Origin of the sequence: Enterobacter asburiae (genome assembly GCF_001521715.1) — a bacterium.
GTDB classification, from domain to species: domain Bacteria; phylum Pseudomonadota; class Gammaproteobacteria; order Enterobacterales; family Enterobacteriaceae; genus Enterobacter; species Enterobacter asburiae.
In genome coordinates, this window is sequence record NZ_CP011863.1 from 2,182,073 (window position 1) to 2,204,781 (window position 22,709).

Sequence of the window (22,709 nt, forward strand, 5' to 3'; positions counted from 1 at the left end):
CATTCCTGACAGTCTTCCATATTTCCTCCATTTTTCCGCTGTGTTAGCTGACTAAACTAGTATCATTCCCCGAAGTCTTCAGGATGAGAACGTATAACGATGAAAGGCAGTAACAAATCCCGCTGGGCAATCGCCGCCGGCATCATTGTGGTGGTCCTTGCCGCCGCCTGGTACTGGCACAGTCAATCCGCGAACTCCGCCGCTCCCGCAGGTACCAGCAGTCAGGCACAGCGCCCGGCAGGCGGAGGGCGTCACGGCATGCGCGGCGGCGCGCTGGCGCCGGTCCAGGCGGCGACGGCGGTCAATAAAGCCGTTCCTCGCTATCTTACCGGTCTCGGAACCATTACCGCCGCCAACACCGTGACGGTGCGCAGCCGCGTCGACGGCCAGCTTCAGGCCATTCACTTCCAGGAAGGTCAGCAGGTTAAAGCTGGCGATCTGCTGGCCGAAATAGACCCGAGCCAGTTTAAGGTCGCCCTCGCCCAGGCGCAGGGGCAGCTCGCGAAAGACAAAGCCACCCTCGCCAACGCCCGCCGCGATCTGGCCCGCTACCAGCAGCTGGTGAAAACCAACCTCGTGTCTCGTCAGGAGCTGGATACCCAGCAGTCGCTGGTCAGCGAAACGCAGGGCACCATCAAAGCCGACGAGGCCGCCGTGGCCAGCGCACAGCTGCAGCTGGACTGGAGCCGCATCACCGCGCCGATTGACGGGCGCGTGGGCCTGAAGCAGGTCGATATCGGCAACCAGATCTCCAGCGGCGACACCACGGGCATCGTGGTCATCACCCAGACCCACCCGATTGATTTAGTCTTTACCCTGCCGGAAAGCGACATTGCGACCGTGGTGCAGGCGCAAAAAGCAGGTAAAGGTCTGGTGGTTGAAGCCTGGGACCGCAGCAACAAGCAGAAGCTGAGCGAAGGCTCCCTGCTCAGTCTGGATAACCAGATCGACACCACCACCGGCACCATCAAGCTGAAGGCGCGCTTTAACAACCAGGACGATGCCCTCTTCCCGAACCAGTTCGTCAACGCGCGCATGCTGGTCGCGACCGAAGAGAACGCGGTGGTGATCCCCACCGCCGCGCTGCAGATGGGCAACGAAGGTAACTTCGTCTGGGTACTTAACAGCGACAATAAGGTCAGCAAACATCTGGTGAAAACCGGTATCCAGGACAGCCAGACGGTGGTCATCGCCGCCGGCCTTTCCGCAGGCGACCGCGTGGTCACCGACGGCATTGACCGTCTGACCGAAGGGGCCAAAGTGGAAGTGGTTGAACCTGCGAAACAGGGAGAGAAATCCTGATGCAGGTTATGCCCCCAGGCTCTACAGGCGGGCCGTCACGCCTGTTTATCCTCCGTCCTGTCGCGACCACGCTGCTGATGGTGGCGATCCTGCTCGCCGGGATTATCGGCTATCGCTTCCTGCCCGTGTCGGCGCTGCCGGAGGTGGATTACCCAACGATTCAGGTTGTCACGCTCTATCCAGGCGCCAGCCCGGACGTGGTGACGTCCGCCATTACCGCCCCGCTGGAGCGTCAGTTCGGCCAGATGTCGGGGTTAAAACAGATGTCCTCCCAGAGTTCCGGCGGGGCATCCGTCGTGACGCTGCAGTTCCAGCTGACGCTGTCGCTGGACGTCGCTGAGCAGGAGGTGCAGGCCGCCATCAACGCCGCCACCAACCTGCTGCCGTCCGACCTGCCTAACCCGCCGGTTTACAGCAAGGTGAACCCGGCGGATCCGCCAATCATGACGCTTGCCGTCACCTCCTCCGCCATGCCGATGACCCAGGTCGAAGACATGGTCGAAACGCGCGTGGCGCAGAAAATTTCACAGGTCTCCGGCGTCGGCCTCGTCACGCTGGCGGGCGGCCAGCGCCCCGCCGTGCGCGTGAAGCTTAACGCGCAGGCGATTGCCGCGCTGGGCCTGACCAGCGAAACAATCCGCACCGCCATCAGCAGCGCCAACGTTAACTCGGCAAAAGGCTCGCTGGACGGCCCCACCCGCGCCGTGACGCTCTCTGCCAACGATCAGATGCAGTCCGCCGATGAATACCGTCAGCTGATTATTGCTTACCAGAACGGCGCCCCGGTGCGTCTGGGTGACGTGGCGACCGTGGAGCAAGGTGCGGAAAACAGCTGGCTCGGCGCCTGGGCCAACAGGCAGCAGGCGATCGTGATGAACGTGCAGCGCCAGCCGGGCGCTAACATCATCGAAACCGCCGACAGCATCCGCACCATGCTGCCGCAGCTGATCGAAAGCCTGCCGAAATCGGTCAGCGTGAAGGTGCTTTCCGACCGTACCACGAACATTCGCGCGTCGGTCACCGACACCCAGTTTGAGCTGATGCTGGCGATTGCGCTGGTGGTCATGATCATCTATCTGTTCCTGCGCAACGTTCCGGCAACCATTATTCCCGCCGTCGCCGTGCCGCTCTCGCTGGTCGGAACCTTTGCGGTGATGGTGTTCCTCGATTTTTCGATTAACAACCTGACGCTGATGGCGCTCACCATCGCCACCGGGTTCGTGGTGGATGACGCCATCGTCGTTATCGAGAACATTTCGCGCTATATCGAGAAAGGCGAAAAGCCGCTGGCGGCCGCGCTGAAGGGCGCGGGCGAAATCGGCTTTACCATTATCTCGCTAACCTTCTCGCTGATTGCGGTGCTGATCCCGCTGCTGTTTATGGGCGATATCGTCGGACGTCTGTTCCGCGAGTTTGCCGTGACGCTGGCGGTCGCCATTTTGATCTCCGCCGTGGTGTCGCTGACCCTGACGCCGATGATGTGCGCCCGCATGCTGAGCCACGAGTCCCTGCGCAAGCAAAACCGCTTCTCGCGCGCTTCCGAGCGGATGTTCGAGCGCATTATTGCCGCCTACGGCCGCGTGCTGGCGAAAGTTCTGAACCATCCGTGGGCCACGCTCGGCGTGGCGCTGGGAACCCTGGCGCTCAGCGTGATGCTGTGGATTTTCATTCCGAAAGGTTTCTTTCCCATCCAGGACAACGGCATTATTCAGGGCACGCTTCAGGCCCCGCAGTCGGTCTCCTTCGCGAACATGGCCCAGCGCCAGCAGCAGGTGTCAGAGATCGTCATGAAGGATCCGGCTGTAGAGAGCCTGACCTCCTACGTGGGCGTCGACGGCACCAACCCGTCGCTCAACAGCGCGCGTCTGCAGATCAACCTCAAGCCGCTGGATGAACGCGACGACCGCGTCAACGCCGTCATTGAGCGTCTGCAAAACGCCGTCGCGCGCGTGCCGGGCGTTGAGCTTTACCTGCAGCCGATTCAGGATTTGACCATTGATACCCAGGTCAGCCGCACGCAGTACCAGTTCACGCTGCAGGCCACCTCGCTGGACGCGCTCAGCACCTGGGTGCCGCAGCTGGTAAATAAGCTTAACACCCTGCCGCAGCTCGCCGACGTCAGCAGCGACTGGCAGGACAAAGGGCTGGCGGCGTACGTGAACGTCAACCGCGATACCGCCAGCCGTCTGGGCATCACCATGTCGGACGTGGACAACGCCCTGTACAACGCCTTCGGCCAGCGCCTGATCTCCACCATCTACACCCAGGCCAACCAGTATCGCGTGGTGCTGGAGCACAACACGGAGAACACGCCCGGCCTCGCCGCGCTGGACTCGGTGCGCCTGACCGGTAAAGACGGCGGCATTGTGCCGCTGAGCGCTATCGCCACGGTGGAAGAACGCTATACCCCGCTGTCGATTAACCATCTGGATCAGTTCCCGTCCACCACCATCTCCTTCAACGTGCCGGACAATTATTCTCTCGGCGAAGCGGTGGAGGCCATTCAGGCCGCTGAAAAAGAGCTCAGCTTCCCGTCCGATATTCAGACCCAGTTCCAGGGCAGCACACTGGCGTTTCAGGCCGCGCTGGGTAACACCATCTGGCTGATCGTCGCGGCGGTCGTGGCAATGTACATCGTGCTCGGGGTGCTGTACGAAAGCTTTATCCACCCGATCACCATCCTCTCTACCCTGCCGACGGCGGGCGTGGGGGCGCTGCTCGCATTGATGCTGGCGGGCAGCGAGCTGGACGTTATTGCCATCATCGGCATTATCCTGCTTATCGGGATCGTCAAGAAAAACGCCATCATGATGATCGACTTCGCCCTGGCCGCCGAGCGCGAGCAGGGCATGTCGCCGCGCGATGCCATCTTCCAGGCCTGTCTGCTGCGTTTTCGTCCGATCCTGATGACCACGCTGGCCGCCCTGCTGGGCGCGCTGCCGCTGATGCTCAGCACCGGCGTCGGCGCGGAGCTGCGCCGTCCGCTGGGTATCGGCATGGTCGGCGGTCTGCTGGTGAGCCAGGTGCTAACGCTCTTCACCACGCCGGTGATCTACCTGCTGTTTGACCGCCTGGCGCTGTGGACCGAAAGCCGCTTCCCGAAACGTGAAGAGGAGGCATAAGTGAAGTTTTTCGCCCTCTTCATTTATCGCCCGGTGGCGACGATTTTAATCTCGCTCGCCATTACCCTCTGCGGCGTGCTGGGCTTCCGGCTGCTGCCGGTAGCGCCGCTGCCGCAGGTGGATTTCCCGGTGATCATGGTCAGCGCCTCGCTGCCGGGTGCGTCACCGGAGACCATGGCCTCGTCGGTTGCCACGCCGCTGGAGCGTTCCCTTGGGCGGATTGCGGGGGTCAACGAGATGACCTCCAGCAGCTCGCTCGGCAGCACGCGCATCATTCTGGAGTTCAGCTTCGACCGGGATATTAACGGTGCGGCGCGCGACGTGCAGGCGGCCATCAACGCCGCACAAAGCCTGCTGCCGAGCGGGATGCCGAGCCGTCCAACCTACCGCAAGGCCAACCCGTCCGATGCGCCGATCATGATCCTGACGCTGACCTCGGATACGTACTCGCAGGGGCAGCTTTACGACTTTGCGTCTACCCAGCTGGCGCAGACAATCTCACAAATTAACGGCGTCGGTGACGTGAGCGTTGGCGGAAGTTCCCTGCCCGCCGTGCGCGTAGGCCTAAACCCGCAGGCGCTGTTCAACCAGGGCGTGTCGCTGGATGACGTGCGCTCCGCCATCAGCACGGCTAACGTCCGCAAGCCGCAGGGGGCGATTGAGGACGGTAGCCACCGCTGGCAGATCCACACCAACGACGAGCTGAAAACCGCCGCCGAATATCAGCCGCTCATTATTCACTACAACAACGGCGCGGCGGTGCGCTTGAGCGACGTTGCCAGCGTCACCGACTCGGTGCAGGACGTTCGTAACGCCGGGATGACCAACGCTAAACCGGCCATTCTGCTGATGATCCGCAAGCTGCCGGAAGCGAACATTATTGAGACGGTGAACAGCATTCGTGCCCGTCTTCCGGACCTGCAGGAGACCATCCCGGCAGCAATCGATCTGCAAATTGCGCAGGATCGCTCCCCGACCATTCGCGCCTCGCTTGAAGAGGTGGAGCAAACGCTGATTATCTCCGTCGCGCTGGTGATCCTGGTGGTCTTCCTGTTCCTGCGATCCGGCCGCGCGACGCTTATTCCGGCGGTGGCCGTGCCGGTCTCGCTGATCGGTACCTTTGCCGCCATGTACCTGTGCGGGTTTAGCCTCAACAACCTGTCGCTGATGGCCCTGACGATTGCCACGGGCTTCGTGGTGGATGACGCCATCGTGGTGCTGGAAAACATTTCCCGCCACCTGGAAGCGGGCGTGAAGCCGCTGCAGGCAGCGCTGCAGGGCACGCGCGAGGTGGGCTTTACGGTGCTCTCCATGAGCCTGTCGCTGGTGGCGGTATTCCTGCCGCTGCTGCTGATGGGCGGGCTGCCGGGCCGGCTGCTGCGCGAGTTTGCCGTCACCCTCTCCGTCGCTATCGGAATTTCGCTGGTTATCTCCCTAACGCTGACGCCGATGATGTGCGGCTGGATGCTCAAGCGCAGCAAACCCCATTCGCAGCCGCGCCGCAAAGGCTTTGGCCGCCTCCTGATGGCGATGCAGGAAGGCTACGGCAAATCGCTGAAGTGGGTGCTGAACCATACCCGGCTGGTTGGCCTGGTGCTGATCGGCACCATCGTGCTCAACGTCTGGATGTACATCACCATCCCGAAAACCTTCTTCCCCGAGCAGGACACCGGCGTGCTGATGGGGGGAATTCAGGCGGACCAGAGCATTTCGTTCCAGGCGATGCGCGGCAAGCTGCAGGACTTTATGAAGATCATTCGTGAAGACAAAGCCGTGGATAACGTCACCGGCTTTACCGGCGGGTCACGCGTTAACAGCGGGATGATGTTTATTACCCTGAAACCGCGCGGCGAGCGCAACGAAACCGCCCAGCAGGTGATTGACCGCCTGCGGGTGAAGCTCGCCAAAGAGCCGGGGGCAAACCTGTTTTTGATGGCCGTTCAGGATATCCGCGTCGGCGGCCGTCAGGCGAACGCCAGCTATCAGTACACGTTGCTCTCGGACGATTTAGCCGCCCTGCGCGAGTGGGAGCCGAAGATCCGCAAGGCGCTGGCTGCCCTGCCGGAGCTGGCGGACGTCAACTCCGATCAGCAGGACAACGGCGCCGAGATGGCCCTGACCTATGACCGCGAAACCATGTCGCGTCTGGGCATTAACGTTGAAGCCGCCAACAGCCTGCTGAACAACGCCTTCGGCCAGCGCGAGATCTCTACCATCTACCAGCCGATGAACCAGTACAAGGTGGTGATGGAAGTTGACCCGCGCTACACCCAGGACATCAGCGCCCTGGACAAAATGTTTGTGATTAACAACGACGGCAAGGCGATTCCGCTCTCCTACTTTGCCAGCTGGCAGCCTGCCAACGCGCCGCTGTCGGTGAACCATCAGGGGCTTTCGGCAGCGTCGACCATCTCCTTTAACCTGCCGCCGGTTCGTCGCTTTCTGAGGCCAGCGATGCAATCAACCGCGCGATGACGCAGCTCGGCGTGCCGTCCACCGTGCGCGGCAGCTTTGCCGGGACGGCGCAGGTGTTCCAGGAGACGATGAACTCGCAGGTGATTTTGATTCTGGCCGCCATCGCCACGGTTTATATTGTGCTGGGCGTGCTGTACGAGAGCTACGTTCACCCGCTGACCATTCTCTCGACGCTGCCGTCGGCGGGCGTGGGGGCGCTGCTGGCGCTGGAGCTGTTCGGCGCGCCGTTCAGCCTTATCGCGCTCATCGGGATCATGCTATTGATTGGTATTGTGAAGAAAAACGCGATCATGATGGTCGATTTCGCCCTGGACGCCCAGCGCAACGGCAATCTGTCGCCGGAAGAGGCGATCTTCCAGGCCTGCCTGCTGCGTTTTCGTCCGATCATGATGACCACCCTGGCGGCGCTGTTTGGCGCGCTGCCTCTGGTTATCTCGGGCGGAGACGGCTCAGAGCTGCGCCAGCCGCTGGGGATCACCATCGTCGGCGGCCTGGTCATGAGCCAGCTGCTGACGCTGTACACCACGCCGGTGGTCTATTTGTTCTTCGACCGCCTGCGGCTGCGCTTCTCGCGTAAAAACAGAACCACGGTGACCGAGTAAATGACCGATCTCCCCGCTAACGTTCGCTGGCAGCTATGGATAGTCGCTTTCGGCTTCTTTATGCAGTCGCTGGATACGACCATCGTCAACACCGCTCTCCCCTCCATGGCGAAAAGCCTGGGGGAGAGCCCGCTGCATATGCATATGGTGATTGTCTCCTACGTGCTGACGGTAGCCGTCATGCTGCCTGCCAGCGGCTGGCTGGCGGACAAAGTGGGCGTGCGGAATATCTTTTTTACCGCCATCGTGCTGTTTACCACCGGCTCGCTGTTTTGCGCCCAGGCCAACACCCTCGACCAGCTGGTGATGGCGCGGGTGCTGCAGGGCGTCGGCGGGGCGATGATGGTTCCCGTCGGGCGGCTAACGGTGATGAAGATTGTGCCGCGCGAGCAGTATATGGCGGCGATGACCTTTGTGACCCTGCCCGGCCAGGTAGGGCCGCTGCTGGGCCCGGCGCTCGGCGGTATTCTGGTGGAGTACGCCTCCTGGCACTGGATCTTCTTAATCAATCTTCCTGTTGGCATCATCGGCGCCATCGCCACCCTGACGCTGATGCCGAACTATAAAATGCAGACGCGGCGCTTTGATTTCTTCGGCTTTATCCTGCTGGCGGCGGGCATGGCCACGCTTACCCTGGCGCTCGACGGGCAAAAAGGGCTGGGGATTTCGCCCCTGACGCTCGGGCTCCTGATCGCGCTCGGCGTTACCGCCATACTGTGGTATCTGCGGCACGCCAGAGGTAACGATAAGGCGCTGTTCAGCCTGAACCTGTTTAAAAACCCTACCTACCGCCTTGGCCTGTTCGGCAGCTTCGCCGGGCGCGTCGGCAGCGGCATGCTGCCGTTTATGACGCCCGTTTTCCTGCAAATCGGAATGGGATTTTCTCCGTTCCACGCGGGCCTGATGATGATCCCGATGGTGCTCGGCAGCATGGGAATGAAGCGCATCGTGGTGCAGGTGGTGAACCGGTTTGGCTACCGTCACGTGCTGGTGACCGCCACGCTGGGGCTGTCGCTGGTGAGTCTGGTGTTTATGGGCGTGGCGCTGATGGGCTGGTACTACGTTCTGCCGCTGGTGCTGTTCTGCCAGGGGATCGTCAACTCCATGCGCTTTTCGTCGATGAATACCCTGACGCTGAAGGACCTGCCGGACGATCTGGCAAGCAGCGGCAACAGCCTGCTGTCGATGATCATGCAGCTCTCGATGAGCATCGGGGTGACCATCGCGGGTTTACTGCTCGGCATGTACGGCCAGCACCACCTCAGCGTCGACACGCCGGTGGCGCATCAGGTCTTTTTGTATACCTATCTCAGCATGGCGGTCATCATCGCCCTGCCCGCTTTCATCTTCGCCAGAGTGCCGGATGATACCAGCAAGAACGCCGTGATTAGGCGCGGTAAAAGGAGTGGTTCATGAAATTCTGGCGTCCGGGCATTACCGGCAAGCTCTTCGTGGCGATATTTGCCACCTGTATCGTCCTGCTGATCACCATGCACTGGGCGGTGCGGATCAGTTTTGAGCGCGGTTTTATTGATTACATCAAGCATGGCAATGAACAGCGTTTACAGGGCTTAAGCGATGCGCTGAGTGAACAGTACGCCCAGCACGGCAACTGGCGTTTTCTGCGCAATAACGACCGCTTTATTTTCCAGATCCTGCGCTCGCTGGAGCACGATACCGGTGACGATCGCCCGGGGCCGGGCATGCCGCCGCACGGCTGGCGCACCCAGTTCTGGGTGATTGACCAGGACATGCGCACGCTGGTGGGTCCGCGCGCGCCGATACCACCGGACGGCACCCGTCGTGCAATCAAAGTCAATAATGCGACAGTCGGCTGGGTTATCGCCTCTCCGGTGGAGCGCCTGACGCGCAACACCGATATCAACTTTGACCGCCAGCAGCGTCGGACAAGCTGGCTGATTGTCGCCCTCTCTACCCTGCTCGCCGCGCTCGCCACCTTCCCGCTGGCGCGCGGCCTGCTCGCCCCGGTGAAACGGCTGGTGGAAGGCACGCACAAGCTGGCCGCCGGGGATTTCACCACCCGCGTCGATACCCGCAGCCAGGACGAACTGGGCAAGCTGGCGCAGGATTTTAACCAGCTCGCCAGCACGCTGGAGAAGAACCAGCAGATGCGCCGCGACTTTATGGCCGATATTTCCCACGAGCTGCGCACGCCGCTGGCGGTGCTGCGCGGCGAGCTGGAGGCCATTCAGGACGGCGTGCGCCAGTTTACGCCCGAATCGGTGGCCTCTCTGCAGGCGGAGGTGGGTACGCTCACCAAGCTGGTGGACGATCTCCACCAGCTCTCCATGTCCGACGAAGGCGCGCTGGCCTACCAGAAAGCGCCGGTGGACGTGATTAACATTCTGGAAGTGATCAGCGGCGCCTTCCGCGAGCGGTTTGCCAGCCGCAACCTGAAAATCGACCTCTCCCTGCCGGACAGCGCGGTGGTGTTCGGCGACAAGGACCGGCTGATGCAGCTGTTCAATAACCTGCTGGAAAACAGCCTGCGCTACACCGACAGCGGCGGCGGGCTGCACATCTCCGGCAGGCAGGAAAACGGGCGCTTTACCCTTACCTTCGCGGATTCCGCCCCCGGCGTGCAGGACGCGCAGCTGGAAAAACTGTTTGAACGTTTTTACCGTACCGAAGGCTCCCGCAACCGTGCCAGCGGCGGTTCCGGCCTGGGGCTGGCGATTTGCGTTAACATCGTCGAGGCGCATAATGGCACGATCCGCGCCGCCCATTCGCCTTTTGGCGGGGTTAGCATTACAGTAGAGTTACCTCTGGAACGGGATTTATCGAGAGAAGTATGACCGAGTTACCGATTGACGAAAACACGCCGCGCATTTTGATCGTGGAAGACGAACCCAAGCTTGGGCAGCTGCTGATCGACTATTTACGCGCGGCCAGCTACGCCCCGTCGCTGATCAGTCACGGCGATAAAGTGCTGGCATACGTGCGCCAGACCCCACCGGATCTGATCCTGCTTGATTTAATGCTGCCGGGCGTTGACGGACTGACCCTGTGCCGGGAAATTCGTCGCTTCTCCGACGTGCCGATCGTCATGGTCACCGCCAAAATTGAAGAGATTGACCGCCTGCTGGGGCTCGAAATTGGCGCAGACGATTACATCTGCAAACCCTACAGCCCGCGTGAAGTGGTCGCCCGCGTGAAAACCATTCTGCGCCGCTGCAGGCCGCAGCGCGAGCTTCAGGTGCTGGACGCCGAAAGCCCGCTGATTGTGGACGAAAGCCGCTTCCAGGCGAGCTGGCGCAGCAAGCTGCTGGACCTGACGCCTGCGGAGTTCCGCCTGCTGAAAACCCTCTCCCACGAGCCGGGAAAAGTCTTTTCCCGCGAACAGCTTCTGAACCACCTGTATGACGATTACCGCGTCGTGACCGACCGCACCATCGACAGCCATATTAAAAACCTGCGCCGCAAGCTGGAGGCGCTGGACGCCGAGCAGTCGTTTATTCGCGCGGTGTATGGCGTGGGGTATCGCTGGGAAGCGGATGCGTGCAGGATTGCGTAAATACCCCCCCTCACCCTGCCCTCTCCCCAAAGGGGAGAGGGTGTTTGAGTCCCCTCGCCCCTTTGGGGAGAGGGTTAGGGTGAGGGGCAAAGCTTTACCTCCCTGCCCCGCAGCGCTACAATGCCCGCCCTTAAAGTGGGGGATCTCCCCTTACCGCTGCACCTGGTGCACGCGGATCTGACCTGTCATCAGAACGAGAACAAACATGTTTAAACCGGAACTCCTTTCCCCGGCGGGAACGCTGCAAAATATGCGTTACGCTTTCGCCTATGGTGCCGACGCCGTTTATGCGGGCCAGCCGCGCTACTCGCTGCGCGTGCGTAACAACGAATTCAACCACGAGAACCTGCAGCTCGGCATCAACGAAGCGCATGCCCTGGGCAAAAAATTCTACGTGGTCGTGAACATCGCGCCGCACAACGCCAAGCTGAAAACGTTCATTCGTGACCTGAAGCCGGTGGTGGATATGGGGCCGGACGCGCTGATCATGTCGGACCCGGGTTTAATCATGCTGGTTCGGGAGAACTTCCCGGAGATGGATATTCACCTCTCCGTACAGGCTAACGCCGTCAACTGGGCGACGGTGAAGTTCTGGAAGCAGATGGGGCTGACCCGCGTTATTCTTTCTCGCGAGCTGTCTCTTGAAGAGATCGAAGAGATCCGCACCCAGGTGCCGGATATGGAAATCGAAATCTTCGTTCACGGCGCGCTGTGCATGGCCTACTCCGGCCGCTGCCTGCTCTCCGGCTATATCAACAAGCGCGACCCGAACCAGGGCACCTGCACCAACGCCTGCCGCTGGGAATATAACGTCCAGGAAGGCAAAGAGGATGACGTCGGTAATATCGTGCACAAGCACGAGCCGATCCCGGTGACTAACGTCGAACCTACGCTGGGCATCGGCGCGCCAACCGACAGCGTGTTTATGATTGAAGAAGCCAAACGTCCGGGTGAGTACATGACCGCCTTTGAGGACGAGCACGGCACCTACATCATGAACTCGAAAGATCTGCGCGCCATCGCCCACGTCGAACGTCTGACCCAGATGGGCGTGCACTCTCTGAAGATCGAAGGCCGCACCAAATCCTATTACTACTGCGCACGTACCGCGCAGGTGTACCGCAAAGCCATCGACGATGCAGCGGCCGGTAAACCGTTCGATACCAGCCTGCTGGAAACCCTGGAAGGCCTGGCGCACCGCGGCTACACCGAGGGCTTCCTGCGCCGTCATACCCATGACGACTACCAGAACTACGAGCACGGCTACTCTGTTTCCGAGCGCCAGCAGTTTGTCGGCGACTTCACCGGCGAGCGCAAAGGCGCGCTGGCGGCCGTCGCGGTGAAAAACAAGTTCACCAAAGGCGACAGCCTGGAGCTGATGACCCCGCAGGGCAACATGAACTTCACGCTGGAGCATCTGGAAAACGGCAAAGGCGAAGCGATTGACGTGGCGCCGGGTGACGGCCACACCGTCTGGCTGCCGGTTCCGGAAGAGGTGGAGCTGAAGTTCGCGCTGCTGATGCGTAACTTCAACGGTGAAAGCACCCGAAACCCACACGGCAAATAGTTAAGCAGGGAAATTTTTTCGCGCTGGGATAATTCTTAGAATCGGATCACATACCGCTTCGTTCAATACGGGTATTATCCCCCCGCTGAAAAACATAACCCATAAATGCTAGCTGTACCAGGAACCACCTTGACCTGCCCCCACGATTAGATACAACACTCAGTTAGTAACGTCGGAATCTTCATTCTCAGAATGACCCTTTCTCCAGCCCGCTGCAAATTCAGACGGTGTCTGATAATTCAGCGTGGAGTGCGGGCGGCATTCGTTATAATCCTGCCGCCAGTCATTAATAATTTTCCTGGCATGAACGATATCGCTGAACCAGTGCTCATTCAAACATTCATCGCGAAATCGTCCGTTAAAGCTCTCAATAAATCCGTTCTGCGTTGGCTTGCCCGGCTGGATTAAGCGCAACTCAACACCATGCTCAAAGGCCCATTGATCCAGTGCACGGCAAGTGAACTCCGGCCCCTGGTCAGTTCTTATCGTCGCCGGATAGCCTCGAAACAGTGCAATGCTGTCCAGAATACGCGTGACCTGAACGCCTGAAATCCCAAAGGCAACAGTGACCGTCAGGCATTCCTTTGTGAAATCATCGACGCAGGTAAGACACTTGATCCTGCGACCGGTGGAAAGTGCGTCCATGACGAAATCCATCGACCAGGTCAGATTGGGCGCCGCCGGACGGAGCAGCGGCAGACGTTCTGTTGCCAGCCCTTTACGACGTCTTCTGCGTTTTACGCCCAGGCCACTGAGGTGATAAAGCCGGTACACGCGCTTATGATTAACATGAAGCCCTTCACGGCGCAGCAACTGCCAAATACGACGGTAGCCAAAACGCCTGCGCTCCAGTGCCAGCTCAGTGATGCGCCCTGATAAATGCGCATCAGCAGCCGGACGGTGAGCCTCATAGCGGCAGGTCGACAGGGATAAACCTGTAAGCCTGCAGGCACGACGTTGCGACAGACCGGTCGCATCACACATCAACATCACGGCTTCCCGCTTCTGGTCTGTCGTCAGTACTTTCGCCCAAGAGCCACCTGAAGCGCCTCTTTATCCAGCATGGCTTCGGCAAGCAGCTTCTTGAGTCTGGCGTTCTCTTCCTCAAGCGACTTCAGGCGCTTAACTTCAGGCACCTCCATACCGCCATACTTCTTACGCCAGGTGTAAAACGTGGCATCGGAAATGGCATGCTTGCGGCAGAGTTCACGGGCGGGTACCCCAGCTTCGGCTTCGCGGAGAATACTGATGATCTGTTCGTCGGAAAAACGCTTCTTCATGGGGATGTCCTCATGTGGCTTATGAAGACATTACTAACATCGGGGTGTACTAATCAACGGGGAGCAGGTCAACCTCCTTAGCCTGCGTAATCTCCCTTACGCGGGCTTATTTTTTGCCTTCTCTCTCCTCAACCCAGGCAATCAGTTCGTCGATTTGCCCCTCAGAGAAGACGGCTATCCCATGCTCTGCGAGCAACGATGCAGCAACACCCCTCCCCGCTTTATGGATCCCGCGAAAAGATCCGTAATAAATAAACTGACTGCCGCACGTTGGGCTGCCATCGGTTAATAGCGCTGCGCTACACCCCGACTCCTGAGCAGCGCGTAGCGCGAGCCAGGCTGCAAGCTGATACTGCTCAGTCACATCATGCCCTGTATTTTCACTAATTCTGGCTTGCCCGCGCATTACGTCTTTGCCATCAGCGGACATAATCTCTGCCGGAGGACGAGGTACAGGCAGCCCGGCCGCAAGTTCAGGGCAGTGGATAACCAGATGCTGTTCCTGCTGCCAGCGCTTGAGCTGCTCGTTCATTCGCGCTTTTTCACTTCCGTTATAACGAACCTTAAAGCCCATCAGGCAAGCGCTTACCAAAATTTTATTCATCATCACTTTCCTGTGATTACATTAACGTCATCGCTGAAGTGTAACGCGCTTTCGTGCCTATTTTGTTCCTTTCATCCTGTTCTTACCCGCTTTTTTCCTCTCTGCTATACACTCTTACTAACGCTAAAAAAGGGAGCAGCGCGGATGGCAACCTATTCAGACAGTTTATTGATTCTCAATGGCAAAAGCGCAGGCAACGATCTGTTGCGTCAGGCAATTCAGGGTTTGCGTGAAGATGGCGCGCGCATTCACGTCAGGGTGACGTGGGAAAAAGGCGACGCGGCACGCTATATCAATGAAGCCCTCGGGCTTGGCGTCAGCACCATCATTTCCGGCGGCGGCGATGGCACCATCAATGAGATTGCGTCAGCGCTTATCGACCTGCCCCCGGCAAACCGGCCGGTGATGGGCATTTTACCGCTCGGCACCGCCAATGATTTTGCCACCAGCGCCGGGATCCCGGAGGAGTTAGAGAAGGCGCTCCAGCTGGCGATCCTCGGCAAAGCCACCGCTGTGGATATTGCTCAGGTGAATGATAAAACCTGCTTTATCAATATGGCGACCGGCGGGTTTGGCACGCGCATCACCAGCGAAACGCCGGAAAAGCTGAAGGCGGCGCTGGGCGGCGTGTCGTACCTGATCCACGGTCTGATGCGCATGGACACCCTCAAACCTGACCGCTGCGAAATTCGCGGCGAGGATTTTCAGTGGCAGGGAGACGCGCTGGTGATTGGCATCGGCAACGGGCGTCAGGCGGGCGGCGGACAGCAGCTCTGCCCGGAGGCGCTGATTAATGACGGTCAGCTCCAGCTGCGTATTTTCACGGGCGACGGCCTGCTGCCCGCGCTGTTTACTACGCTGACGCAGCCGGAAGAGAGTCCAAATATCATCGCCGGGAAATCGGCGTGGTTTGAAGTGAATGCTCCGCACGGGATGACCTTTAACCTCGACGGAGAGCCGCTGAGCGGGACGCAGTTCCGCATTGAGGTGTTGCCCGGCGCGCTGCAGTGTCGGCTGCCGCCGGACTGCGTGCTTTTGCGCTGATGTTTCGCACGGTGCGCGATGATGCCCTCTCCCACAGGGAGAGGGAGATGGAGCCGTCAGGCAATCGTGACTTTGCTGTCCAGATAGACGTCCTGAACCGCATTGATCAGCTTCACGCCGTCGGCCATCGATTTCTTAAACGCCTTACGGCCAAGGATCAGCCCCATGCCGCCCGCGCGTTTGTTGATAACCGCCGTACGCACCGCGTCTGACAGGTCGGTATCACCGCCCGCCGCGCCGCCGGAGTTAATCAGCCCCGCGCGGCCCATGTAGCAGTTCGCCAGCTGGTAGCGCACCAGATCGATCGGGTTATCGCTGGTCAACTTGCTGTAAACGCGATCGTCGGTGTAGCCAAAGTTCACCGCTTTATAGCCGCCGTTATTCTCGGCCATTTTCTGCTTCACAATATCTGCGCCGATGGTCGCCGCAAGGTGGTTCGCCTGCCCGGTCAGGTCGGCCGACACGTGGTAATCCACGCCGTCTTTCTTGAACGCGTTGTTGCGCAGATACGCCCACAGTACGGTGACCATGCCCAGCTCGTGCGCGCGCTCAAACGCCGCGGAGATCTCTTCAATCTGACGACGGGACTGTTCGGAGCCGAAATAGATGGTCGCCCCTACCGCCACCGCGCCCATGTTGAACGCCTGCTCGACGCTGGCGTAAAGGGTCTGGTCATATTCGGTTGGGTAGCTAAGGGTTTCGTTGTGGTTCAGCTTCACAAGAAACGGAATGCGGTGGGCGTAGCGACGCGAAACCGAGGCCAGCACGCCGTAGGTAGAGGCCACGCAGTTACAGCCCGCTTCAATGGCCAGCTCAACAATGTTCTTCGGATCGAAGTAGAGCGGATTCGCCGCGAAAGAGGCGCCCGCCGAGTGCTCAACGCCCTGGTCCACCGGCAGAATAGAGAGATACCCGGTGCCGCCGAGCCGCCCGGTGTTGTAGAGCGTCTGCATATTTCGCAGGACCGCAGGCGGACGGTTGTTATCGATCATCACGCGGTCAACGTAGTCGTGACCAGGCAGATACAGCTGGTCGGCTGGAATGGTCATACAACGATGCTGTAAAAGGCTGTCGGCGTCTTTGCCAAGCAACTGCGCAATATCAGTCATGTGATACTCCCGTAAGTCCGACATCGTGTCGGTGTGTGTTTATCCAGTCCCATCTTTTATGGGCAGACTAAGCCTGGTACCGACTTAACAGATTTTCCACTCTTTGCTTTTTTTTTCAGCACAATCTGCTGGCTCGATTCGTGTACAACAAAACTGTTACATTGATCAAACAATCGCCACAAAGGTATTTAAAAGGTATTATTGAGTGGTATGTTAAAGGCGTACCCTCTCTGACATGCAGGATTAAAAAATGAAAACGAAAGTCCAACTGTCATTCATGATGTTTGTTGAATGGTTTATCTGGGGCGCGTGGTTTGTGCCGCTGTGGCTGTGGCTGAGCAAAAGCGGTTTTACCGCCGGGGAAATCGGCTGGTCTTACGCCTGTACCGCCATTGCCGCGATCCTCTCGCCGATTCTGGTCGGCTCGCTGACGGACCGCTTCTTCGCCGCGCAGAAAGTGCTGTCAGTGCTGATGTTCGCCGGAGCCATTCTGATGTACTTCGCCGCACAGCAAACCCAGTTCAGCACCTTCTTCCCGCTGCTGCTGGTTTACTCCCTGACCTATATGCCAACCATCGCGCTGACCAACAGTATCGCCTTTGCCAACGTGGACGACGTCGAGGCCGATTTCCCGCGCATCCGCGTGATGGGCACCATCGGCTGGATCGCCTCCGGGCTGGCGTGCGGGTTCCTGCCGCAGCTGCTGGGCTACAGCGATATTTCCGATACCAATATCCCGCTGCTGATGACTGCAGCCAGCTCCGCCCTGCTCGGCGTCTTTGCCCTGTTCCTGCCGAACACCCCGCCGAAGAGCACCGGCAAGCTGGATTTCAAAGTGATGCTGGGGCTGGACGCGCTGATCCTGCTGCGCGACAGAAACTTTCTGGTGTTCTTCTTCTGCTCGTTCCTGTTCGCCATGCCGCTGGCCTTCTATTACATCTTCGCCAACGGCTATCTCACCGAAGTGGGGATGAAAAACGCCACCGGCTGGATGACGCTCGGCCAGTTCTCCGAAATCTTCTTTATGCTCGCCCTGCCGTTCTTTACCAAACGCTTTGGTATTAAGAAGGTCTTACTGCTGGGTCTGATCACCGCGGCCATCCGCTACGGGTTCTTCGTTTACGGCGGAGCGGAACAGTACTTCACCTACGCCCTGCTGTTCCTCGGCATTCTGCTGCACGGCGTGAGCTACGACTTCTATTACGTCACCGCGTACATTTACGTGGACAAAAAAGCGCCGGTGCACATGCGCACCGCCGCGCAGGGCCTGATTACGCTGTGCTGTCAGGGCTTTGGTAGCCTGCTGGGCTACCGCCTGGGCGGCGTGATGATGGAAAAAATGTTCGCATACAAAGAGCCGGTGAATGGGCTGACCTTCAACTGGGCCGGAATGTGGACGTTTGGTGCAATCATGATTGCCGTGATTGCCGTGCTGTTTATGCTGTTTTTCCGCGAATCGGATAAAGAGATCGCCGCAATTGAGGTGGTTGATAGCGATGCCGCGCTGACACAAGGGGAAGTTAAATGAAACAAGAACGTGTTCTCGGTGCTCTTTACGGGCAGGCGTTAGGGGATGCGATGGGCATGCCGTCGGAGCTGTGGCCGAGAAAGCGCGTCAAGGCACACTTCGGCTGGATCGACCGCTTTTTACCCGGCCCGGCAGAGAATAATGCGGCCTGCTATTTCAAACAGGCAGAGTTCACTGACGATACCTCAATGGCGCTGTGCCTGGCGGATGCGATTATCGAGTGTGAGGGAGACATTAACGCGGACGTTATCGGCAAGCATATTCTGCGCTGGGCGCTCGATTTCGATGCGTTTAATAAGAACGTGCTCGGCCCGACCTCCAAAATCGCGCTTAACGCGATTCGCGACGGCAAGCCGGTGAGCGAACTGGAAAACAACGGCGTGACCAACGGGGCGGCGATGCGCGCCTCCCCGCTGGGCTGCCTGCTTCCGGCCACGCGTCTGGAACACTTTGTTGAGCAGGTGGCGCTGGCCTCCAGCCCGACCCATAAATCCGATCTCGCCATTGCCGGCGCGGTGGTGATTGCCTGGGCGATTTCCCGCGCAGTCGACGGCGAAAGCTGGCAGAACATCGTCGATGCCCTGCCGGGTATCGCCCGCTATGCGCAGGAGGCGAAAACCACCACCTTCAGCGCGTCGCTCGCAGCACGTATTGAGCTGGCGCTGAAGACCGTGCGGGAAGCCAACGGGGTTGAGTCCGCCAGCGAGCAGGTGTACCAGCTCGTGGGGGCCGGAACCAGCACCATTGAGTCCGTTCCGGCGGCCATTGCGATGGTCGAACTGGCGGAAACCGATCCAAACCGCTGCGCCATTTTATGCGCCAATCTGGGCGGCGATACCGACACCATTGGCGCAATGGCGACGGCCATCTGCGGTGCGCTCCACGGCGTGCAGGCGATTGACCCGACGCTCAAAGCCGAACTCGACGCCGTCAACCGGCTCGATTTCGGCCTCTATTGCGAGAAACTGCTGCACTACCGGGAGCAAAGGGAGGGCGTATGAATTCATTTGCCCAACGTCTCGACACCCTGCACGCCGCGCGACCAGTGACGGTGCTGGGCGCGGCGGTGATTGACGTCATCGCCGACGCCTACGCCCTGCCCTGGCGCGGGTGCGATATCGAGCTCAAACAGCAGGGCGTTAATATTGGCGGCTGCGCGCTAAACATTGCCATCGCCCTGAAACGGCTCGGCATTGCGTCGCAAAACGCCCTGCCCGTCGGTCACGGCGTCTGGGCGGATATTATTCGCAACGCCATGGCGAAGCAGGATCTGCACAGCGCCATTGCGGCCGAAACCGGCGATAACGGCTGGTGCCTGGCGCTGGTGGAGCCAGACGGCGAGCGCACCTTCATGTCCTTTAGCGGCGTGGAGAACCAGTGGCAGCAGCGCTGGCTTGATGTGCTTAACATCCCGTCGAACAGCCTGGTCTATTTATCCGGCTATCAGCTGGCTTCGCCGTGCGGCGAGCTGCTGACACGCTGGCTGGAGGGGTTGCAGGACGTGACGGCATTTATCGATTTCGGCCCCCGCATCGCGGATATTCCCGACGCGCTGATGGCGCGGATTATGGCCTGCAGGCCGATCGTGTCGCTCAATCGTCAGGAAGCGGGGATCGCAGCCGAACGGCTGGGTGTAGCGGCTGAAAACCTGGGTGTGGAGTGGCAGCATCGCTTCGGCGCCGCGCTGATTGTGCGCCATGATAAAGACGGCGCCGCGTGGTATGACGGTAATGCCTCAGGCGTTGTTCCGGCGTTTCCGGCAACGGTTGTGGATACCATTGGCGCTGGCGACAGCCACGCGGGCGGCACGCTTGCCGGGCTGGCGGCGGGATGGTCACTGGCAGATGCCGTTCTGCTGGGGAATGCCGTGGCGTCCTGGGTAGTCAGCCACCGCGGCGGGGACTGCGCCCCGACTCGCGACGAATTATTCCTCGCATACAAAGACGTATAGATCGCTGCGGCAGTAGCTGATGCTGTACTCAATCGGCCGGTGCTGTTGGTCAAGCGCAACCTGCTTGATCACCAGCACCGGTATTTTTTCGTCCATCTTAATGTGCGACTGAAACTCGCTGTCCGGCATTCGGGCGCTAACCCGTGAACGGGTGCGCTGCGGAAAAATATTCTGACTGCGGAAGTAATCGTACAGCGAAATGCCAATCGCATCGGGATCGGGAATGAGGCCAACCGGCACCCAGGACTCTTCAATCGACACCGCATCGTCATCCACATAGCGAATGCGCTTGAGCAAAAAGACCTCACTGTCCGGAGGTATAGACAGGTGGTTTGCGACCTCTTCCGGGCACTTCACCACCCGCTTGTTGACCCACAGCGTATTGGGCTTTTGACCGCGCAGCACTACCTGCTGGGAAAAACCGCGCGCCTCTTTCAGCGAATATTCAAAGATGTTGTTGATTTGCGTGCCATAGCCACGGGAGCGCGTCACCACGCCCTCTTCCTCCAGCGCCTGCATCGCCTTTCGCACGGTGATGCGCGACACCCCGGTTAACTGGCTCAGATCGCGCTCGCCGGGCAAAATATTCCCGTGCTCCAGCACCCCGCTGCGCACCGCGTTTTTTACCGTTTCGGCAAATTTCAGGTACAGCGGCGTGTTGTCAGGCGCGGCGATCCGTTCATTCAGTTGAGCGATTAACCGGGTATGCGCTTGTTCCATCTCTGTTTTCTCAGGCGTGGTGTTTCCTGCCAGTATACTGGGTTACCACCATGCATGAAAATGATGAACCGGCCCAATACCGTGACCCACTTCCAGAGTATCGGCTTTTGCCAGCGCCGCCGAGAGCCAGATTTTCGCTTCGCGCACCGTATCGGCCCAGCCGTCATGCCGCGGGCGCAGCGCCGCCAGCGCGGCGGAGAGCGTACAGCCCGTGCCGTGGGTGTTTTTGGTCTGCACGCGCGGAGCGGTAAAACGTACTTCGCCATCGCGGGTAAAGAGCCAGTCCGGGCTTTCAGCGTCGTCAAGATGACCGCCCTTCATCAGCACCGCCCCGCAGCCCATCGCCAGCAGCGCGTTCCCCTGTGCTTTCATCTCGCGTTCAGTTTGCGCGTGCGATGTGCCTAACAGCGCGGCGGCTTCCGGAAGATTAGGCGTGATAAGCGCCACCTGCGGCAGTAGCTTTGTACGCAGCGTCTCCACGGCGGAGGTGGAGAGCAGCGGATCGCCGCTTTTAGCCAGCATGACGGTATCCAGCACCACGTTTTGCACCTGATAGCGCTTAAGCCGCTCGGCCACCGCTTCCACAATGTCCGTCTCGGCCAGCATGCCGATCTTGGTGGTATCGATGCGCACGTCGCTGAATACCGAATCCAGCTGCGCGGCAACAAAATCCGGATCGATACGGTAGACCGACTGCACGCCGCGCGTGTTTTGCGCCACCAGCGCGGTAATGACCGAGCAGCCGTACGCGCCAAGGGCCGAGAAGGTTTTGAGGTCAGCCTGGATCCCAGCGCCACCGCTGGGATCGGTGCCGGCAATGGTCAGGGCGTTAATCCGCTTCATGCCTGCTCCTCCAGCGTGTAGAGCGCGTCGAGGAACGCGCTGGCAAAACTGCCCGGGCCACGCGACTGCGCAACGGCCACCGTTCCGGCTCGCTTCATCCATCCGCAGGCGGCGGTGACGTTATCCATCCGGTCGCCCGGCAGCGAACAGCTCGCCGCCACAACGGCAGAAAGCGCGCATCCAGTTCCCACTACGCGCGTCATCAACGGATCGCCGCCCGTAACCGTGCGTGTGCGTTGTCCGTCGGTGATGTAATCCACTTCTCCCGTGACCACGACAATTGCATTCGTCTGACGCGCCAAAGCCTGCGCGGCAGGCACCGCGCTGGCTGCGGTATCGGTCGTATCAACGCCGCGCCCGCCCGCGCTCATTCCGGCAAGGGCAAGAATTTCAGAGGCATTGCCGCGAATGGCGGCCGGTTTCAGGGCAAGGATTTGATGGCAAAAACGGGTGCGGAACGTCAGGGCGCCCGCAGCAACCGGGTCCAGCGTCCAGGGCTTGTCTGCAGCCACCGCGCTTTCTATTGCCCGACGCATCGCCTGGGCACGCGGCGAGGTCAGCGTGCCAACGTTAATCAGGAGCGCATCGGCGATGGCGGCGAACTGTTCAGCCTCTTCGGCCTCAATCACCATCGCGGGTGATGCGCCAAGCGCCAGCAAAACGTTGGCCGTAAAGGTCTGTACGACATCGTTGGTCATACAGTGGGTCAGCGGAGAACGGGTTCGGAAGTGGTGTAAAACGTGTAAATCGAGCAGGTCAGGCTGCATGGGTTCGCTCCTGCCTTGCGTGAAGAAGCGATGACCAGGAAGGCATCTGACTTCCCTACGCTGGCATTATCCAGATCAGGTAATACGGGTATTTCTCAGCCTTCAACGAAGAAGGGCACCCCGAGTCATTGGGTAAGAATTAACTTACATTTTGCCAGATTAGGGTAAGTTGCCTGCTGAAGCAAGCGTGCACTTTTGGGTTTCGATTCTTCGTCCAAGACTACAGGTTCTGCGTTATGATACCTGGAATGAGGAGAACA

Annotated in this window: 16 protein-coding genes, 1 pseudogene and 1 riboswitch; of the genes and pseudogenes, 11 read left to right on the forward strand and 6 right to left on the reverse strand. The window is 59.6% G+C overall.

The window, feature by feature from the left end:
• The first annotated feature begins 99 nt into the window (after positions 1 to 99).
• The 7 genes and pseudogenes from ACJ69_RS10715 to trhP all read left to right on the forward strand — a co-directional run bounded on the left by ACJ69_RS10715 (position 100) and on the right by trhP (position 12,603).
• Positions 100 to 1,302, forward strand: coding sequence for an MdtA/MuxA family multidrug efflux RND transporter periplasmic adaptor subunit (locus tag ACJ69_RS10715; RefSeq protein WP_059347027.1), 1,203 nt, complete (start codon positions 100 to 102; stop codon positions 1,300 to 1,302).
• A complete protein-coding gene (locus ACJ69_RS10720) occupies positions 1,302 to 4,424 on the forward strand; it encodes an MdtB/MuxB family multidrug efflux RND transporter permease subunit (protein ID WP_059347028.1) in 3,123 nt (1,040 codons plus the stop codon). The genes ACJ69_RS10715 and ACJ69_RS10720 overlap by 1 nt, the downstream gene beginning before the upstream one ends.
• A pseudogene (gene mdtC, locus ACJ69_RS10725) lies at positions 4,425 to 7,501 on the forward strand (multidrug efflux RND transporter permease subunit MdtC).
• Positions 7,502 to 8,917, forward strand: a complete 1,416-nt coding sequence (gene mdtD / locus ACJ69_RS10730) for an MFS transporter (protein ID WP_059347029.1) — start codon at positions 7,502 to 7,504, stop codon at positions 8,915 to 8,917.
• On the forward strand, positions 8,914 to 10,317 hold the full coding sequence (gene baeS, locus ACJ69_RS10735; protein WP_059347030.1) for an envelope stress sensor histidine kinase BaeS: 1,404 nt from the start codon (positions 8,914 to 8,916) through the stop codon (positions 10,315 to 10,317). Before mdtD ends, baeS begins: the two co-directional genes overlap by 4 nt.
• Positions 10,314 to 11,036, forward strand: coding sequence for an envelope stress response regulator BaeR (gene baeR / locus ACJ69_RS10740; protein WP_029741119.1), 723 nt, complete (start codon positions 10,314 to 10,316; stop codon positions 11,034 to 11,036). The genes baeS and baeR overlap by 4 nt, the downstream gene beginning before the upstream one ends.
• Positions 11,037 to 11,241: 205 nt before the next feature.
• Positions 11,242 to 12,603, forward strand: a complete 1,362-nt coding sequence (gene trhP / locus ACJ69_RS10745; protein ID WP_023312421.1) for a prephenate-dependent tRNA uridine(34) hydroxylase TrhP — start codon at positions 11,242 to 11,244, stop codon at positions 12,601 to 12,603.
• Positions 12,604 to 12,762: 159 nt separating this feature from the next.
• On the opposite strand, the gene ACJ69_RS10750 is transcribed toward trhP, so the two are convergent.
• Together ACJ69_RS10750 and ACJ69_RS10760 are read right to left on the reverse strand one after the other, a co-directional pair.
• Positions 12,763 to 13,883 (reverse strand): IS3-like element ISSen4 family transposase gene (locus ACJ69_RS10750; RefSeq protein WP_087451024.1). Its coding sequence is split into 2 segments (ribosomal slippage): positions 12,763 to 13,625 and positions 13,625 to 13,883, totalling 1,122 coding nucleotides; the frame shifts between segments, so codons are not numbered across the junction.
• Between the two features lie 106 nt (positions 13,884 to 13,989).
• Positions 13,990 to 14,490 (reverse strand): 2-thiouracil desulfurase family protein, encoded by a 501-nt coding sequence (locus ACJ69_RS10760; protein WP_054830088.1) that lies wholly within the window; start codon positions 14,488 to 14,490, stop codon positions 13,990 to 13,992.
• A 141-nt stretch (positions 14,491 to 14,631) separates the two neighbouring features.
• Here ACJ69_RS10760 and yegS point away from each other — a divergent pair, with 141 nt between their 5' ends.
• Positions 14,632 to 15,531 (forward strand): lipid kinase YegS, encoded by a 900-nt coding sequence (yegS, locus tag ACJ69_RS10765; RefSeq protein ID WP_058841481.1) that lies wholly within the window; start codon positions 14,632 to 14,634, stop codon positions 15,529 to 15,531.
• Positions 15,532 to 15,587: 56 nt separating this feature from the next.
• Here the strand turns inward: yegS and fbaB are convergent, their stop codons facing one another.
• A complete protein-coding gene (gene fbaB, locus ACJ69_RS10770) occupies positions 15,588 to 16,640 on the reverse strand; it encodes a class I fructose-bisphosphate aldolase (protein WP_023312424.1) in 1,053 nt (350 codons plus the stop codon).
• Between the two features lie 250 nt (positions 16,641 to 16,890).
• Between fbaB and ACJ69_RS10775 the strand changes: the two genes are divergently transcribed.
• The 3 genes from ACJ69_RS10775 to ACJ69_RS10785 are packed head-to-tail and all read left to right on the forward strand — an operon-like array spanning position 16,891 to position 20,119.
• On the forward strand, positions 16,891 to 18,168 hold the full coding sequence (locus ACJ69_RS10775; protein ID WP_029739882.1) for a nucleoside permease: 1,278 nt from the start codon (positions 16,891 to 16,893) through the stop codon (positions 18,166 to 18,168).
• A complete protein-coding gene (locus ACJ69_RS10780; RefSeq protein WP_059347031.1) occupies positions 18,165 to 19,169 on the forward strand; it encodes an ADP-ribosylglycohydrolase family protein in 1,005 nt (334 codons plus the stop codon). The genes ACJ69_RS10775 and ACJ69_RS10780 overlap by 4 nt, the downstream gene beginning before the upstream one ends.
• On the forward strand, positions 19,166 to 20,119 hold the full coding sequence (locus ACJ69_RS10785) for a PfkB family carbohydrate kinase (protein WP_054830089.1): 954 nt from the start codon (positions 19,166 to 19,168) through the stop codon (positions 20,117 to 20,119). The genes ACJ69_RS10780 and ACJ69_RS10785 overlap by 4 nt, the downstream gene beginning before the upstream one ends.
• On the opposite strand, the gene ACJ69_RS10790 is transcribed toward ACJ69_RS10785, so the two are convergent.
• Genes ACJ69_RS10790 through thiM form a run of 3 tightly spaced genes read right to left on the reverse strand, consistent with a single transcriptional unit; the run spans position 20,093 to position 22,449 of the window.
• Positions 20,093 to 20,839 carry a GntR family transcriptional regulator gene (locus ACJ69_RS10790; RefSeq protein WP_054830090.1) on the reverse strand — a complete coding sequence of 249 codons (747 nt, stop codon included), beginning with the start codon at positions 20,837 to 20,839 and terminating at the stop codon, positions 20,093 to 20,095. The two genes, ACJ69_RS10785 and ACJ69_RS10790, sit on opposite strands and share 27 nt — an antisense overlap.
• A gap of 42 nt (positions 20,840 to 20,881) precedes the next feature.
• On the reverse strand, positions 20,882 to 21,682 hold the full coding sequence (gene thiD, locus ACJ69_RS10795; protein ID WP_054830091.1) for a bifunctional hydroxymethylpyrimidine kinase/phosphomethylpyrimidine kinase: 801 nt from the start codon (positions 21,680 to 21,682) through the stop codon (positions 20,882 to 20,884).
• Positions 21,679 to 22,449: a hydroxyethylthiazole kinase gene (thiM, locus tag ACJ69_RS10800; RefSeq protein WP_054830092.1), complete on the reverse strand. Its 771-nt coding sequence runs from the start codon at positions 22,447 to 22,449 to the stop codon at positions 21,679 to 21,681. Before thiM ends, thiD begins: the two co-directional genes overlap by 4 nt.
• Positions 22,450 to 22,484: 35 nt before the next feature.
• A riboswitch (TPP riboswitch) is annotated at positions 22,485 to 22,582 on the reverse strand.
• Between the last annotated feature and the right edge of the window lie 127 nt (positions 22,583 to 22,709).